The following is a 17,382-nucleotide window of genomic DNA, read 5'->3' on the forward strand; positions in this document are numbered from 1 at the left end:
ACGCTCTAAACACGTATAAACGGCGGAAGCAAAAGCCAAGATTTTTGATCCAATAAATACTTTCGATCACTTCGCCTATCCCAATACATGCCACTGCCGCTTTTCATCAAATAACGCGGCTTCCGTTTTTGCGGTTTCTACTAAAGTCTCTGGGTAATCCAAAACTTTCAGCAAGGCAATCGCATTTCGGGTCCTTGAAGGTCCTTCTTTTAATTTGAAATCAAAACTGATTCCTTTTCCTTCTGTTACTTGTTCTTCAAAGTGGACATTCTCACAATAATTCTTTAAAATCTCTGTCAATTCGATATCATGTGTGGCGACAAATGCTAAAGATGGATACTCCGCAAGCCACCGAACGACTGAAGCGGAAGAAGCAATCCGTTCGATCGTATTTGTCCCTTTTAAAATCTCATCTACGAAGCAGTAGCAGCGTTCTTTGGAAGCCACTTGGTCCAACAAACGTTTGATCGATTTGATTTCTGAAACAAAATAACTGTCGCCTTCAAATAAATCATCTTCGATTGCCATGGAAGTCAACACATGTCCAGGTTGCAGGGTAAACTGTTCTGCAATCGCTGTTTGGATCGTCTGTGCTAGAATACAGCTGATGGCTATACTTTTGACATACGTAGATTTTCCTGATGCATTGGAACCCGTGACTAATGTATTCTTCTGCCAGTTGACCGGATTCACTACCGCTTCTTTTAACAATGGATGATAGATATCTTTCGCTGTCACACCGCCCTCAGTAAACTCTGGTCGGCAAGTGATGGGCATATAAGTACGGTAATTCAATATTGCAGCGGCTACTTCTAATTCTCCCAGCAATTCCCACAGCTTGATGGCTTCAGTTGAATGCTTTTCTAATTTAGTGAGAACGAAATGATAGGAGATAAATGGCAGCATGAACATGATGTTGACATATTCAAAAATCAACTCTGCTTCACTCCCACTCTTCATACGAAATGAAAAACCTAATTTAGGGATGTCTCTTAATGGTTTAGTTTGCTGTTTCAGCTCTTCTTGAAGTGGTGTCGGCAGTTTTGCTAGCTGATTGGCGGCTGAAATCGTTGAAACCAAATAACTCATGCTATTCAGCTCTGTTTCTAGTGTTTGTTTCTTCACTAGATAATAGACCGTATTGAATACTAACCCACCGATTGCCAAATAGATTCCTAGTACTTGTCCTAAAAGAAGCAAACCCAAACCCACCAGCGGAAGCAAGCCAAGAAAAATAAATAAACCTACGCGTCCAATCTTTTTACTTTTTCCATCCGCTAGATATTGTTTTGCAAAATTATGATCTTTTTTTCCTAAACGAGCGAATTGATATTGGATTTTTTCTCTCAGTTGAGGATTTTCCTGATAAAAAGCAATCAGTTTTTCTAACTGCTGATCTTCACCAAAATCAAAGCTGCGTAAACGTTGATACAACGCTTCTGAACCTACACTAGAATAGGTACTGTTGATTCCTTCGAATACTTCGAACATATCCAGGTCATACCAAGTAAGATCATCGATTTCGCTATCCCATGAACGGAACTTCTTCTCCGTGAGCCATGCTTCCTTCAAGCTTTCTTCTTTATCAAATCTCGGTTGATAAGGAATTTTTTCCCATTTGCTACGAACTGTTTCCTTTAATTTCAAACGTGAAAAAATGTCTAAAGCAACTAATAAAATAACAGCTGCAATAATAATTAAAACGATAAATTCTCTTTGACCCATATCCCTCTCCGTTCCTTTATTTGTTAGCTTTAGTATAGCACTGTTGCGCTATTTGAAAAGAGGGTAAAAAAACACCTTTCAAAATAAAAGGTGTTTTTTTCTTGTATATTACATATTTATCTCTCATTTATCAAAATTGACAAATAATCATAGGGAGGAATTGTTGTTAATTCTTGTTTATTCTCCAGTGCATTGACAACTGTCCCAAGGGAAAGGATAGCCTCAGGTACTATTTTTTCTTGTTCTGTTGGATTAGCTAAGCGAAGAACAAATCCTTGTTCATGAAAATAAGAAGGATAAATCGATGATACAATTAAGTCTTCAGGTAATTCAATCAATGAAAATTTACGAGGAACATCAAGTTCATTTTGTAATGGCCAAATCTTGTTATCTAACCTGTGAATAAATACATTCAGTTTCTGCTTTTGATAAGAAATAGATTGTTCTAACCGTTTTTCTGCCTGTTTTGCCACTTTGAACTCATTAAATCTTCCTTCTTCTACATTAAATCCAAAAGTGACTTTATACTCACCTATCTCTTGAGCTAGCGGTGTTTCCATCATGACATGCCCTTCATTTGTCGTATCTCCTGAAGCTCGCCCAGGTCGCCAAGCAAGATTAGGTTTTCCAAGTTCCCCTGTTGTTGAAAATAAGGTTATGATTAATTGATTTTCTATACGTTCATACTCTTTTAAACCATCTGCATAAAACGTAAAATAATGATCATTTTCTGCCACAGAGACACTCTTATCGAATATTTCTAAATTAACAGGTTTCTCTACCATAGTTTCTGACCAATTCGGAGGAATGACATCAGGGGTATTTTCAATAAATCCGTTTTGAATTTGTGCAATTGATTTTTCAGATTTATCTAAAACATTAATTGCTAAGCGCATACGATGCGAGTAAACAGTATTATGAATTTTGAGTGTGCCTTCAACGATTTGACTTTCTCCCAGACTGAACGATATTTCATAAGATATTTCTTCCATTTCGGGTTTTTCAGATAAACGATCTTTTAAATCTTTAGGAAGTTGAGCTTTTCCGTAAACAACTAATGTTTCTTGTAAAGAATCTTTATATACTTTAGCTGTTTCTAATTTTAGAGATAGTTCTGTATCTCCTTCTAATGGTGAATAATCATACGTATCGCCATCATTTGCTGAATCGATCAAATGAACGAAATCAAGATATTGTCTATCTCCAACTATCAAATTCAATTGCCCATCTTTAAAAGAAAGTTTATATTTATTGTTACTTATCTCAGTTTTGTCTATCTCGATTGCTGTTTCTAATTTTTCATTATTTTTCTCAAATTCAACAACAGTGTATCCTAGTGCTGGCACATTTACATTTATTTTTATGTCAAGTTCATAATAAGCTGGTTCATCAAAATATTCGAAACCTGTAGCAATCATCCGATAAGCATTTTTCCGTTCTGGAAAATAAACTTCTTTTTCAATGATATTATAGGGACTACCTTTGAAGTGTATTTTCTTTGAATCAGCTACTACATGCACGATTTTCGATCCACTATAATTCTCAGTCGTTGTGTTGAAAACAAGGACTTCATTCGATTTTAGCTTTAATGCATCAGCCATCCGTTTTACAATAAGGTTTTCGATTCCGTCAGCTATCTCATTAGCTTCTTTGATTCGATGGAAAATATCTTCCGCAACATTATCTGAAACACAGCCACCAATACTATCATGAGCCTGGTTTTGCAAAATCTTTTTCCATAACCGACGAAGTAGGCCTTTACTGATATGGATACCATTTCTTTCTGCAATCAGCATGAGCGGCTCAACTCGTTTTAGAATTTTTTGTTCCAATTTAAAATTTTCTATTTTCATTTTTGTTCTTACTGAGCCAATAGAACGATGAACACGAGAGTAAACCGGCTGACGAAGTTCACCTTTATATTCAGGTAATTCTTTTTTGTTTCTGATAACTTCTACATAAGAAGGATAATCTGAAATAATATTGTGGAATTTACTGTATTTATTCAACTTCTCTACGACTTGATCAAAATTTAAAATCATTGACTTTTGATCTACACCCGAAGGTACTAAAATATCTTTGTTTTTTCCTTGCATATGAAGCATTTCAACTGCTTCATCCAACTTTTCTTTTGCAAATTCAGGAATATCTTTAATTGCGTCTAAGGTCATCATTCCAGTCATATAACCAAATGGAAAATTCATGGCATAAACAAATTTATCTCCCAATCCTTTCCAGATAAAATAAGGAGATGGAACCATCGTTTCAAAGTTTAATCCTCGCCAACACATGAAATTATCGATTTCTACTTGATGCAAAAGTGTAGGCAAATTCGCATTGAACCCAAACGTGTCAGGCAAATACCCTACCATCATTGGATCTCCATATTTAAGGATCGTATCACTGATTCCAATCATTAAGTTTCTTAAAATTGATTCAGCATCCACTAATAAGGCATCTGTTTGTGCATACCACGGTCCCACGAATAGTTGTCCTGTTTTCATCAGTCGTTGGATAACCTTAAGCTTTTGCGGATTGATCTCCAAATACTCATCGACGATTGAAGTTTGTCCATCTAAACAAAAGTTTACTTTAGGGTTCCTTTCCAATTCATCTAGAACTTCAGTAAAGACCTGATCAGACAATACGATGGCATCTTCATTTGTAAAATACCATTCTCTGTCCCAGTGCGTGTGTTGAATTATATGTGCATTTACCATATCAGATTCTCCTACTTTCCTTCTTCTACTGAATTTACTTGTTGTTCTTTTTTATACTTGATGGATTTTAGTGCATTGACCATTAACGCTGTAACCACTCCCCCAATAACAATTGATACTAAATATAAAGGTATATTCGTAACAAAAGGAATTGCCATAAAGGTTGAAAGCATTGTTTCTTGAGTAACACCAAAAAATCCATTTAGACCACATGCTACTGCAGTGCCCACCACGATGCTTGGTATTACTCGTAAAGGATCTTTCACGGCAAACGGGATCGTCCCTTCAGTAATCCCCACAAGGCCCATAATCATAGCTGTCTTTGCATTATCTCGTTCCGATTCATCATAAAGTTTTTTGTTTAAAATTGTTGCTAAAAACATTCCAAATGGCGGAATAGCAATTCCTAATAACATGGCTGTACTAGGTCCAAAGCTTCCGCTTGAAAAAGAAGCAACCCCAAAAGCATATGCGATTTTATTGATAGGTCCTCCCATATCAAACGCCATCATTCCTCCTAAAATAGCCGACATCAAAGCAGCATTTGCTCCTGACATGCCTTCTAGCCAATTAGTCAGTCCTGTTGTCATTGCTTGAATAGGCGTAGCTAGTACATACCATAATATGATTCCAACAACTAATGTAGTAACAAAAGGAATCAGCATAATTGATTTTAGACTAATAACTTGCATCGGTACTTTTACTTTTTTCAATGCATTAGCTAAATAGCCACAAGCTAATCCAGCAACCATTCCTCCAATAAATCCCATACCAAGATTTTGACACATCATCCCAGTGATAAAAGCTGGTGCTAGACCGGGACGGTCAGCAATTGAATATGCGATATAGGCTGAAATCATCGGTACGATAAACTGTAATCCCGTCTGACCAATCATTCGCAGGACTCCCCAGAATGTATCCGTCTGGTCCCAAACACCTGTGCCACCAAAAATGACTGCAATAGAAGTTAGTAACCCTGCTGCTACGACAAGCGGGATCATATAGGAAACCCCACTTTGGAAATGATTTAGAATTTCTCTTCCTTGTTTCTTGAATTCCATTAGTAACTCCCCCACGATATATTTTTTATTTGTTAATTAATGCAATTGCTTCATCAATCGTCTCTTCACCATCTTTTACTACCTCTGAGGTCCCTACTGTTAAAATCGGTTTACCGTCAAAGCGACCTCGTTCTGAAACATTTGTATCTACTGCAAATATGACAACATCTGCCTCGGAAACATCCGAAATTGAAAGTTTGTTTTCTATCCCCATAGCCCCCTGTGTTTCTACTTTAATATCTAACCCTTTCTTCTTCGCAAACTTTTCTAAATTAGCTTTTGCCATATAAGTATGGGCAATCCCTGCGATACATGCTGTTACTGCTACTATTTTTGTCATATGAAATTCCTCCTTTTAAAATGATAGAGCTTTTACCAATTCTTTTTTATTTCTCGAATCTTTTATTCTTTTAACAAACTCGTCATCCATCAATCTTCCAGATAATTCTGCTAAAATACGTAAATGATTAGTACCTTTATCAGTGTCTTTTATTGCTAACAAAAAGACGAGATCAACTGGTTGATCATCTAATGCGCCCCATTCAACAGACCGCTTTAACTTGGCTACAGCCACTGTTGATTCAATTACTGCTAGGCTTTTGCCATGAGGAATGGCGATATTTTTCCCAATTCCTGTGGTCATATGGTTTTCTCTGTCAAATACGTCTTTTTGAAATTGTTTGTGGTCAGACACAAACCCATTAGTCTCTAACAATTTCGATAATTTTTCGACTACACTTTTTTTATCAGATGCATTTAAATCTATCACTATATTATTTATATTGATTTTTTCACTGATCATTTATAAGCCTTCTTTCAATATATAAACTAATTTTTCAAACGACGAACTCGTTTTTAAATTTGCTAATAACTCATGATTCGAAGCGATTTCATTGAATGTTTCATAAATTTTATTCAATTCAGGTTTTACTTTTTCATTAAGTGCAAAAAAGAAAACAGAATGAACAAGTGTCCCATCCCAATCAATTCCTTCTGGATTAACGTAGACACAGATTACTGGCTTTTTTATAAAATCTACTTCGATATGCGGCATAGCAAAATCATTCATCGCTGTTGAAGATAGTTTTTCTCTTTTGATTGCTCCCTCTAGTATCCCTTCTTTCGCGTAATTTTCTTTTACCAATTTTTTGGTAATTATATTTAAAACGTTCACTTGATTATCCTTTATTTGGTGGGTAAAAAAGCAAAATCGTTTATCTAATAAATTTAGAAAAGCATCTTCTGTTTGTTCATTTAACTGTAGATACTGTTTTACTTTTCTGACATCTGCCCCTAACATCAAAGGACTAACAACAATAACAGGAAAATTTGTATTTTCAATCGGAATCGTGCTTATAACAAGTTCATCAGTGACTTTTCTATCTTGTAGTTCATTGATGCTTAGTACATCTTCTATCTCAACCATATCTGCAAAACCGTTATTTATTCTTTGCTCTAATAATTTTGATGTTCCATATCCGCTACTACAAACTAATATCACTTTCGTTTTGTCAGGTTTGTAACGATCCAAAAGTGATTGAATATGGAGTGTTACGTAAGCGATTTCATCTTCATTAAAATGTATACAGAATCTCTCTTCGATTTCCTCTAATAAATCTACACTTATCATAAATGACCTTTTAAAAGAATATTTGATTTTGTCCGTATAAGGGTTATAGATATTTACTCCCAATTTGAGTCTTTTAACTGCTGCATTGAGATGTAATACTAGATTATTGATCAATTCTTCATCAGGATAAAATTCATTTAATTTAATTCTTACTAACTCTTGTAGCTCAACACCCATATCTAAATAGGAAAGCTTCGTTTGATCTAAGTCGTGATTCATAGCATTTTTTTCAATCGAAGTAATGTGAATGTCAACATAAGCTTGTTCATCTATTGGCACAATAATTGAAAATGCTTTTTCAATCATTTTGATTAAAATAAGTGTATTCTTTGAGATTTCTTCTTCAGAATTATTACTACGTGATAAGAAATTGCTTGTTTCAATCCTTTCTATCGCAATAGCAAGGTGGATAGCTAAAGTTTGAAATTCATAATCTGTAAATTTCAATTGTGTCTTATTCATGTATCGATTAAGCAATTCGGCTACTTTTTTCAATATGTCCTTATTTAAGAAATTATTCGCTTCACCAATGAAATTGATATTCAAGTCTAAGAGATCTGTTTTACTGTTAGATGCTGTAAAGCCACCCCAATAATAGTTCACAACTTCTGACATCAACCTTCTTTTACTTTTTTCATCAGCTTTGATGCGCACGCCATTTCGATCTGAAACTAAGGACATCCCATGCTTGTTTAGTCTTTTTCTAACATCTTTCATTGTGCTTTCTACCGTCGACCTGCTCACGTATAATTCGTCAGCAAGATTTTGAATCTTTAGAGAATCATTAGTATTCAATAATTTAGCAAACACATAAGTTAGACGGTCCTCCGGAGAGTCTGCGATATTGATTTTATGACTGGATAATAAATTTCGAAGTGTTTCTTTTTTTCCAATAAGCGAAACGCCTTTTTTAGGTTGAACCAACATTTGTACATCTGGCATTTTTTGGATTATTTCTTTCAAAATTAAAATATCTTTGCTAATTGTTTTCGTAGATACATATAATTGTTCTGATAATTCTTTGTAAGTTGTGTGCTCATTTTCAATCAAAAAGTATAGTATTTTCATTTGCCGTTCGCTAAATTCGATGCCCATTATCTTCACCTCCTGAATACAGCTTAAGTGTACAATTATTATCTCTATTTTCATACAGAAGAAAGTTCTTGATTAATGTAGAAGTTTCTAATATTCTTGATTATTTCAAATCAATAAAAAAGCCTGCAATATTTATATCACAGGCTTTTTTCTCTATTAAATATATATAAGATAATACATTTTTCTACTAGTTCTCACTAATCTTGTATAATTAAACCCTCCGCAACTTGACGGAGATGGAGAAGATGCCCCCGTCTAATCTAGCGGTCATCTCTCCTCCCATTCCTTCCACCAATTTTTTTGACAGGTAAAGCCCGATTCCGCTAGATTCCGTATTTGTGCGGCTGGTATTTTCGGTATAAAAACGCTGGAAGACTTTTTCAACAGAGGTTTGCGTTCCTGGTTTGATAGGATTGGCCACTGTTAATCGAATGAATGGATCCTCTTTTGAAAATGTCACCTTTGCTTGTCCATCTGCATAACGCAATAAATTCTGTATGATATTTTGCAGCACTCGCAGCAACATGAGCGGATCTGCTAATACAGTTGTATTTATCGAGTGTTCAGCGAACGCTACCTCGATATTTTTCTCAGAAAATTGTTCATAAAAAGAGAAAAATACTTCTTCCACCTCTTTAGAAAAAGAAAGCGTATGGAGATCCATTTCTTTTTGCTTCGTCTCTATTCGAGCAAGATCATAAAACTGATCCGTCATACTGAGTAATCTTGCAACAGATTGTTTGATGATCGTTAAATACTTCTCCCGTTTCTCCGTATCCTCTACCTGTTCCAGTAATTGTACATAACCGTTAATAGCAGTCAAAGGAGTTCTGAGATCATGAGAAAGGCCGACGATCGATAGTCTGATGTTTTCTTCCATTTCTTGAAATGCTTGTCCTTTTTGTTCATTTTCATCCAACCATGTATTCAGTGCATCTACTAGGTCCATTAGATTCTTTTCTCGAAATTCGACTGAAAGACGACCACCATATTCTTGTCGTTCAGAAAGAGTGGCGATTTTCTTAGTTAATCTCTTGATTTCCCTTTGCAGGAAGAAAATAAAACTTCCCATAAAGATAACAACGAGAAGCAACAGCCATTTAATCAAATCTAAACCCCACTCCCCACACCGTATGAATATACACAGCATGTGCCTTTGCTAGCTTCCCTCGAAGATTGGAAATATGCATATTCACTGTTTTCTCACTATCAAAATATGGTTCTTGCCAAACTGTTTCATAAAGATTTGCTCGCGAAAATACTTTTTTCGGATGTTCTAAAAAAAGCTTCAGCAGATCGAATTCTCTTCCTGTCAAATGGACAGCCACACCATTCACATTTACATCCCTCGACTCTTTGTCCAGTAAGATTTCCTTGTAATAGATGCGTTGCGACAGATCTTTTACTTGGACAGAAGTCTGATGACGAAGTTGGATGCCGATTCGTAACAAAAGTTCTTCGATATCAAATGGTTTCGTCACATAGTCATCCGCTCCTGCTGCCAACAAGGAAACTTTATCTCTTTGATCGCTTTTTGCTGAAAGAACGATGATCGGAACATTCGATGTCTGTCGGATTTCTGCTAACAATGCTTCACCTGAAAGCCCTGGAAGCATGAGATCTAGAAGGATCAAATCGACAGGATATGTGCTTAACAATAATTTTCCTTCCGTACCTGAATAAGCATCAAGAAGTTTGTATCTCTGTTCAAGAACCTCCTCCAGTAAGGAATGAACAGCTTCATCGTCTTCGATAATCAAAATAGTTTCCAGCAGGACCACCTACTTAATGTCAGATTTTTGGAAAATAAACATTCCTAGAGCTGATGATACCACGATTGTTACTAGACTGACCAGAATCATTTTCGGTGCTTGCGAATAAGTTGCTTGTTGCGCAAAGTCCGTATACATGAGCCACGTTTCCGTAAACCACTCCGTTAGAAATTCCAAGCCTTTGATTTTTGCGAAAACACCGGGAATGAAGGCCGTTCCCATGATATAAAGAAAAGAAAGAAGCAAACTGACACTGGTACTTCTAGTGATGAATGTCAAAGCCACTGGAACAGATAATGTCCCTAATGTCAGCAGAAGCAATACAGGAAATACTTTTAGAACATAATTTCCATAGTTTTTGATTCCCTCAACTTCACCAAATCCGAAAGCAAGTGTGTAAGCAAGCATGGCTAGTCCCGTGATCAAAACCACGCCAAGTGTTGTGATCAAAAGCGTAACGAGAAGTTTCGACACATAATAAGTCATTCGATTCCGTCCTAAAGATAACGTATTGCGAATCGTACCGTTTTGAAATTCTTCCCCAATATAAAAGCACGCAAATGCTGCGAAAGCCAGAAGAATCCATGCAGCCATTTTTTCTACCATTAAAATCCCTGTTGCACCGTTGATGACTGTATCCGTTGCTTGGTTTAATTCATTGCCGTATTTTGTATGCATATACCATTCGTTCCAAGAATAAAAAAGCGGAAGTACGACCATCAGTCCTAGTGAGACCCACATTTTACGGCTCTTCCATACTTTTATTTTTTCAGCAGTTAATAGATTAAACATGTGGATTGCCTCCAGTTAATTGTAAGAAATAATCTTCCAGTTTTTGCCCAACTAGGTGAATACCATCCACAGGAACTTTTGCTTCTACCAATGCTTGATTGATGGCTGCTACTTGGTCAATTCCTTCAAAAAGCTGGATAACACGGCTAGATTGTACAAAATAATCCCTATAACCAAGAGAGTCGAGAACCGTTACTGCTTGTTCCGTCGCCGAAGTGTCAATTTTTATAAATTGACGAGATTCTTGTGCCAATTCTTCTTTCGATAATTCTTTGATCAAGTGTCCTTCATGCAAAATACCATAGTGAGTGGCGATCTGTGACAATTCATCTAGCAAGTGGCTAGAAAGCAAGACGGTGATGCCCCGTTCTTTTACCAAACGTTGGATGATTTCTCGCATTTCTGCCATCCCTGCTGGATCCATCCCATTCGTCGGTTCATCCAAAATCAAAAATTCTGGATTCGTGATCAGTGCATTTGCAATAGCTAAACGCTGGCGCATACCTAAAGAGAAATTCTTTGCTTTCTTTTTCCCTGTATTTTCCAATCGCATCATTTTCAGCAGGTCTTCGATTTCTCTATCCGACACACCGCCGTTCGCTGCTTGGATACGTAGGTTATCTCTTGCAGTTAATTCTGGATAAAGAGCAGGGGTTTCAATCGATTGACCCATACGTCGTCTTGCTGCCTGCAAATCCGTCGTTCCAAATAATTCGATCGAACCTTCATCAATCGAGATCAAACCCATAATAGTTCTCATAAAGGTAGACTTACCCGCTCCATTTTCCCCAATCAATCCATAGATCATTCCACGTTTGATTTCGATTGATACTTTATCTAATGCTTTGGCAGCACCGTATTTTTTGGTTATACCAGTTGCTTTCAAGACCGTTTCATTTCCAAAATCCATACTTATCCTTCTTTCTTATTGATGAGTGAAGTATAGTTGACGGGTATAAAGAAAGCAGCCAGAAATGTATAAAGAAAGTGTAAATTTTCCAATTGAATGTCAAAAAAAACAATCGGACAATACGTGTCTTTCCTATTATCAGGCAGTTTGTTATACGCTTGTATCAGTTTCCTGATTCTTTCTTTTCGACCAAAGTCGTTTCTCTGTATTCCTCTTCACTGAAAATTTTTGCTTCTTTCAGATCAAGCTTGAGTAATTTTACCAGACCGGTTATAAGGATAACTATAGCAAGACTCCCTCCCAGAAAAATTAGACTGTCTCGCAGACGTGGTTGCGTTGTCTTCCAATCAAAGAGCGCACCAAACAGTGCTAATCCAAGTGGACTGGCCACCATGGTAATCGTTGTTATCGTTGACATAAGTCGTCCTTGTATATGCGTTGGAACTTCTCGCTGAAGCCAGACCATATAAAAAGCAAAAGAAAACATTAATCCTTAAAAACGGACTTATGAAAAATAATACATGCCGTTTGGGATTTACAATTAGCTACCAAATAAGAGGTTATGACAAAAGACTTTTCACAATCCCTTCTTCCGAATAAACGGTGTTCTCCTGCCAACTCCTCGGTCACAAGTCACAATATTTATCAAACATGAGAAGCAATTTTTGTAAATTCCTTCTTATTTCTTGAAGCTGACCACTTCTGTCACAACCTCAGAAGCGGATAAATAATATTGTTTGATGATACTTTATCTTTTTCCCGTTTGTTTATAGATCGAATGATATTATAGACCAAGAATCCTACCTATTAACATAGCTAAAAACACAAAAAAGGCACTTTCCAAATTGTGGAAAGTGCCAGAAAAGTTAGGATTAAGGTAACTGCGCTCAGCATTGCTTCGCCCAGTACGATTCTCGTAACTCGTGAACTCGAACGATAATCGCAATTAACGTTTTGAGAACTGTGAAGCTTTACGGGCTTTCTTAAGACCTGGTTTTTTCTTCGTATCATTGAATAAGTTTGAAAAACCTTGATTTATAAAGGTTTTCCCGTAAATATATTTTATTATATTTGATTAAATTTGAAATGTTTGTGTTCTAAAATGTGTTCTAATTTAAAGGCAGTATATTTCGTATTTTAGATTAAATTTTTAGGCTCATTCATTCTCAAATCCATTCTATTCAGTCAATAAAAATTTTAAAAAGACTTTATAAACAAAGATGTTCAAGCGAGCATCTTATTTTTTTGTGCTTAATTTGAAAGGAGAACATTTCATGTATAAAAAACAAAAAAAGAAATTATGTGTATTAACTATTTTGAGTTTGGCTGTTCAAGCAATTGTTGGAGCAATTGCTCCTACGATTACTTTTGCTGATGAAATTACCCATCCACAAACGGTAACCGTAGAACTAGATTTAGCACATCAATATGCTGTTGAAGGAACTTTTAGTGATGGTCGTCCAATGTCAGAAGTCACTGTTCCGCATTATGCAGTGTACAACGGCTTTAAACAAGATATTTTCTGTATTGAACCAGGAGTCCCGATTTACAATGAGTTCACTCCTGGCTATGAGAAAAACCCGTTACCAGATATGTCCGATAAAGCCAAATTAGTTTCCGTTTTATGGAAAAAAGTAGGTACAGATGCAGATACTCATATTGTGGCACAGAAGATGATCTGGCAAGAAGTTAATGGGTATACCCTTCACTCAATAAAACGATCAGATGGTAGTGCCGTAAATATCGCAGCCATTGAGGCAAAAATAAATCAAGCCATTGACGATTATCAGAAGAAACCAACCTTCCATAATAGTACGGCTAAAACAGTATTAGGGCAATCGACTACTGTGACGGATACGAATAATCTGAATTTGTCAGAGTTCGATGAGGTTGTGGAAAATGCCGCAAACATTGATTATCGTGTGAATGGTAATCAGTTGATAATCACCCCAAATGCCAATTCAAAAGAAAGTGGTGTGCTGACGCTTAAGAAATCTGCTGGTACCGGAACACCTGTCGCCTATAAAAAGGCTGGCCAACAGACTTTAATGGCCGGGGCGATTGATAAACCTAATACCTACACAATCAAAATTGATGTGGAAACGGAGGGTTCTTTAAAGATCAAAAAAGTCGATAAAGAATCGGGTGATGTTGTACCAGGAACGGTTTTCCATTTAGACTTTGGAAAAACTTTACCTGCAAAAGACGTGACTACTGACAAAGAAGGCATTGCTACATTGGATGAGATTCCTCATGGTACAAAAGTAACCATTACCGAAAAATCAGTACCGGCGCCTTATACGATTGATACCACCCCCATGACTACCACCATTAAAGCAGGCGAAACCATTTACGTGACTTCAAAAAACGCACGGGAAAAAGGGCAAATCATTCTGGATAAAAGCGGAGTTGAAACAGGGAGTGATCTTTGGAATGACAATTATTCCTTAGCTGGTAATACGTTTGCCATTCGCAAAGACAGTCCAACCGGTGAAATCGTTCAAGAAATGACCACGGATGAAAACGGTCATGCGGAAACACCAAAAGAGATTGCTAATGCGTTGGAATTGGGAACCTATTATGTGACCGAAACTAAAGCTAGTCATGGGTTCGTGAATACGTTCAAACCTGTAAAAGTCGAATTGAAGTATGCCAATCAAACCGTAGCCCCTGTTACCAGTAACGTAAAAGGGCAAAATCAAGAAGTCACTGGCGAAACCACTTTGACGAAAGAAGACAAAGATACTGGGGATAAAGCACAAGGTAAGGCAGTCTTTGAGGGTGCTGAATACACCTTGTTTACTGCTAAGGATGGAAAAGCTGTTAAATGGAGTGAGGCTTTTAAACCAGAGTTAGCGAAGGGAACGAAAGGTTCTGATGAAACGGTCACTTTGACTTTAGACGAAAAGAACCAAGTTGCCGTTAAACATTTAGCTATCAACGAGTATTATTGCCAAGAAACAAAAGCGCCCGAAGGATATAGCCTTGATGAAACAAAGTATCCTGTATCCATCAAAAAGGTGGATGATAGCGAAAAAAATGCCGTGATTACCCGAAATGTTACGGCAAAAGAACAAGTGATTCGCTTTGGCTTTGATTTCTTTAAATTTGCTGGATCAGCTGCGGGCACTACCGAAACTGGCTTCAATGATCTGACCTTTAAAGTGTCGCCATTGGAAGGGACCAATGAAATCACAGGTGCCGAAGATGAAGCGACCACAGCTTATAACGAGCAATTAGGGTTTGATGGTTATGGCAAGTTTGAAAATCTTCCTTATGGGGATTATTTACTTGAAGAAGTAGAAGCCCCAGAAGGTTTTCAAAAGATTACGCCATTAGAAATCCGTTCTACTTTTAAGGAAAACAAAGAAGACTTTGTGAAGAGTGAGTATGTCTTTACCATTACCGAACAAGACCAAAAACAACCAATTAAAACGGTGACCGTTCCTTACGAGAAGCTGACGAACAAAGCATTTTCTGTTAGTTTGAACCGTTTAATGCTCTATGATTTGCCTGAGGAAGAAGATAGTTTAACTTCTCTTGCGACTTGGAAAGACGGAAACAAAGAATTAACTTCTCTGGATTCTACCGAGCTAGTTGATAAATTGAGTTACAATCTACATGAAATCAAAGAAGACTGGTATGTGGTAGCGCAAGCCATTGATGTGGATGCGACAAAAGCTGCCCAAGAAAAAGATGAAAAAGCCAAACCAGTGGTGATTGCAGAAACAAGCGCAACGTTGGCGAACAAAGAGAAAACAGGAACTTGGAAAATTCAGCATAAATTAACCGCCGAACAAGTTTTAAATAAAACTATTGTCTTATTCAACTATGTGTATGAAAATAAGGAAGCTTTTGAAGCAGGCGATAAGCCAGTAGCGAAGGATGTTAGCTTGAATAACCAAGCCCAAACTGTCAGTTGTACAGTGGAACACCATGTTTCTATCCAAACAAAGGCCCACCTAGAAAACGGTTCTCAGACCTTTACTCATGGTGATGTGGTGGATATGTTTGATGATGTGTCGATTACTCATGATGTACTGGATGGCTCAAAAGAAGCTTTCGAAACAATTCTGTATGCTTTATTACCGGATGGTACAAACAAAGAAATTTGGAAATCTGGCAAGATTGATTATGAAGTAAATGATAAAGAATTCACCAAAACTGTGCTTGCGAAAAAAGTAGATACCGGAAAATATCCAGAAGGAACCAAGTTTACTTTTGCGGAAATCAATTACGATAAAGATGGGAATATCAATGGAAAACACAATGAAGATTTGAAAGAAAAATCTCAAACCTTAACACCAAAAGAAGTTCCAACCATACTAAGTACGCCGAAACAACCGGAAACACCAACTGTTCCAAGTGGCTCTCAAGAATCTAGTCCCACAGTGAAGACCTTCCCTCAAACCGGGGAGAAAAATTCCAATGTTTTACTGTTCATTGGTTTTACTTTGATTTTTGCGACGGCGGGCTATTATTTCTGGAATCGCCGGAACTAAGGTGATGAGATGATACAAGTAAATCCTAAGAACCAACGTGCGCGACCGCCTCCTAAAAAAGTAGTCGCGCTATTTTTGTATCCAAAACTAACAATGAAAAGAGGAAAAGAAGATGGAATTGAAATTTGTCGTGCCAGATATGGCTGAAACCTTTGGAAAGTTAAGTTATGCCGGTGAAGGAGAAATTATAACAGAAGGATATGGACGGAATACTACGGTGATTGGTCGCAGTTATCATTTGTATTCCAGTAAGCAACGGGCCGATGATATTGAGGTGGTAGTAGCTGCGGAAGCCGGTGAAAAGGATTTTGATCAAGACCAACCGCTAAAAGCCGTGAATCCCCATTTGGTTGCCAAAGGCTATGAGATTGAGAATCGTGGGTTTACTGATTACGTGTTGTATGTTGATGATTTAGTGAAAGCATAGGAGGAAAAGAAGATGAGATTAACAGAAGGTATTGTCGTAGATTCAGGTTTAACATTTGGGAAGTTGCGTTTTTCCGCATTACGCCGAGAAGTACGGAAGCAAAATGAGGATGGAACAATTGGTAATGAGGTAAAAGAACGAACCTATAATTTAAAATCCTCTGCACAAGGGCGAATGATTCAAGTTAGTATCCCAGCTAATGTACCCTTACGCGAGTTTGCTTATGATGCAGAGGTAGAGTTGGTCAATCCAATCGTGGATACCGTTGCCAATTATGTTTTTCGAGAAGGAACTACCGTTAATTGGTTCATTAAGGCGGATGATTTAGTCTTGAAGCGGCAGCCGAATCAAGGAAATCCTACGAACCAAAATGAAAGAAAGAAATAGGTGAAGATTATGGAAATTAATGTTGAACATATTTTAGATTGTCTCGATCAATATGGAAAAGGCGAGCTGACTGAGGAACAACTCGTTAAAGCATTAACCTCTGATGAAAAAATGTTTCTGATTATACATCAAGGTTTACTTGGAGAAAATAGCGACAGTGAAGAAGACTCTGATGTACTAGACTGGTTAGGAGAAGAAGAGTCTTTCTTTATAGTTGTCGAAGTAAATGAAAACTTATGTCGGCAGGCAGAATCCATTTTGGAAGAAATTGGTGTGGAGATGCCGGATGCTATTGAAGGCTTTTTAAATCAATTGGTTGAAACGAAACAACTCCCCTCCTCGTAGCAGTAAATGACTAGCA

General features: G+C 37.1%; 15 protein-coding genes. 4 read left to right on the plus strand and 11 right to left on the minus strand.

What is annotated here, in order from left to right:
* Positions 1-75: 75 nt before the first annotated feature.
* From ACIFUW_RS13140 to ACIFUW_RS13190, 11 genes are all read right to left on the minus strand, one after another.
* A complete protein-coding gene (locus ACIFUW_RS13140; protein WP_002303701.1) occupies positions 76-1,725 on the minus strand; it encodes a MutS-related protein in 1,650 nt (549 codons plus the stop codon).
* Between the two features lie 116 nt (positions 1,726-1,841).
* Positions 1,842-4,445 carry a glycoside hydrolase family 38 N-terminal domain-containing protein gene (locus ACIFUW_RS13145; protein WP_002302520.1) on the minus strand — a complete coding sequence of 868 codons (2,604 nt, stop codon included), beginning with the start codon at positions 4,443-4,445 and terminating at the stop codon, positions 1,842-1,844.
* An 11-nt stretch (positions 4,446-4,456) separates the two neighbouring features.
* Complete coding sequence (locus tag ACIFUW_RS13150; RefSeq protein WP_002305530.1) at positions 4,457-5,506, minus strand: PTS fructose transporter subunit IIC; 1,050 nt, start codon at positions 5,504-5,506, stop codon at positions 4,457-4,459.
* A 25-nt stretch (positions 5,507-5,531) separates the two neighbouring features.
* Positions 5,532-5,846: a PTS fructose transporter subunit IIB gene (locus tag ACIFUW_RS13155; protein WP_002302516.1), complete on the minus strand. Its 315-nt coding sequence runs from the start codon at positions 5,844-5,846 to the stop codon at positions 5,532-5,534.
* A 15-nt stretch (positions 5,847-5,861) separates the two neighbouring features.
* Entirely contained in the window at positions 5,862-6,308 is a 447-nt protein-coding gene (locus ACIFUW_RS13160; protein WP_002302514.1) for a PTS sugar transporter subunit IIA, read from the minus strand.
* The gene (locus ACIFUW_RS13165) at positions 6,309-8,231 is read right to left on the minus strand and encodes a BglG family transcription antiterminator (protein ID WP_002303700.1); all 1,923 of its coding nucleotides are present in this window, start codon (positions 8,229-8,231) and stop codon (positions 6,309-6,311) included.
* Positions 8,232-8,442: 211 nt separating this feature from the next.
* The gene (locus tag ACIFUW_RS13170; protein WP_002303699.1) at positions 8,443-9,339 is read right to left on the minus strand and encodes a sensor histidine kinase; all 897 of its coding nucleotides are present in this window, start codon (positions 9,337-9,339) and stop codon (positions 8,443-8,445) included.
* A complete protein-coding gene (locus tag ACIFUW_RS13175; RefSeq protein WP_002303698.1) occupies positions 9,332-10,012 on the minus strand; it encodes a response regulator transcription factor in 681 nt (226 codons plus the stop codon). The genes ACIFUW_RS13170 and ACIFUW_RS13175 overlap by 8 nt, the downstream gene beginning before the upstream one ends.
* Positions 10,013-10,795 (minus strand): ABC transporter permease subunit, encoded by a 783-nt coding sequence (locus tag ACIFUW_RS13180; RefSeq protein ID WP_002303697.1) that lies wholly within the window; start codon positions 10,793-10,795, stop codon positions 10,013-10,015.
* Positions 10,788-11,705 (minus strand): ATP-binding cassette domain-containing protein, encoded by a 918-nt coding sequence (locus ACIFUW_RS13185; protein ID WP_002287502.1) that lies wholly within the window; start codon positions 11,703-11,705, stop codon positions 10,788-10,790. The genes ACIFUW_RS13180 and ACIFUW_RS13185 overlap by 8 nt, the downstream gene beginning before the upstream one ends.
* 163 nt (positions 11,706-11,868) lie before the next feature.
* Positions 11,869-12,123, minus strand: a complete 255-nt coding sequence (locus tag ACIFUW_RS13190) for a hypothetical protein (RefSeq protein ID WP_002303696.1) — start codon at positions 12,121-12,123, stop codon at positions 11,869-11,871.
* A gap of 856 nt (positions 12,124-12,979) precedes the next feature.
* Here ACIFUW_RS13190 and fss3 point away from each other — a divergent pair.
* From fss3 to ACIFUW_RS13210, 4 genes are all read left to right on the plus strand, one after another.
* Positions 12,980-16,207, plus strand: coding sequence for a fibrinogen-binding MSCRAMM adhesin Fss3 (fss3, locus tag ACIFUW_RS13195; protein WP_010729821.1), 3,228 nt, complete (start codon positions 12,980-12,982; stop codon positions 16,205-16,207).
* A 112-nt stretch (positions 16,208-16,319) separates the two neighbouring features.
* Complete coding sequence (locus ACIFUW_RS13200) at positions 16,320-16,634, plus strand: YdcP family protein (RefSeq protein ID WP_002297366.1); 315 nt, start codon at positions 16,320-16,322, stop codon at positions 16,632-16,634.
* A 12-nt stretch (positions 16,635-16,646) separates the two neighbouring features.
* Positions 16,647-17,021 carry a YdcP family protein gene (locus ACIFUW_RS13205; RefSeq protein ID WP_002297365.1) on the plus strand — a complete coding sequence of 125 codons (375 nt, stop codon included), beginning with the start codon at positions 16,647-16,649 and terminating at the stop codon, positions 17,019-17,021.
* A gap of 9 nt (positions 17,022-17,030) precedes the next feature.
* Positions 17,031-17,366, plus strand: a complete 336-nt coding sequence (locus tag ACIFUW_RS13210) for a hypothetical protein (RefSeq protein WP_002297364.1) — start codon at positions 17,031-17,033, stop codon at positions 17,364-17,366.
* Positions 17,367-17,382 lie beyond the last annotated feature (16 nt).

The organism is Enterococcus sp. PLH-Efm8 (genome assembly GCF_053011625.1).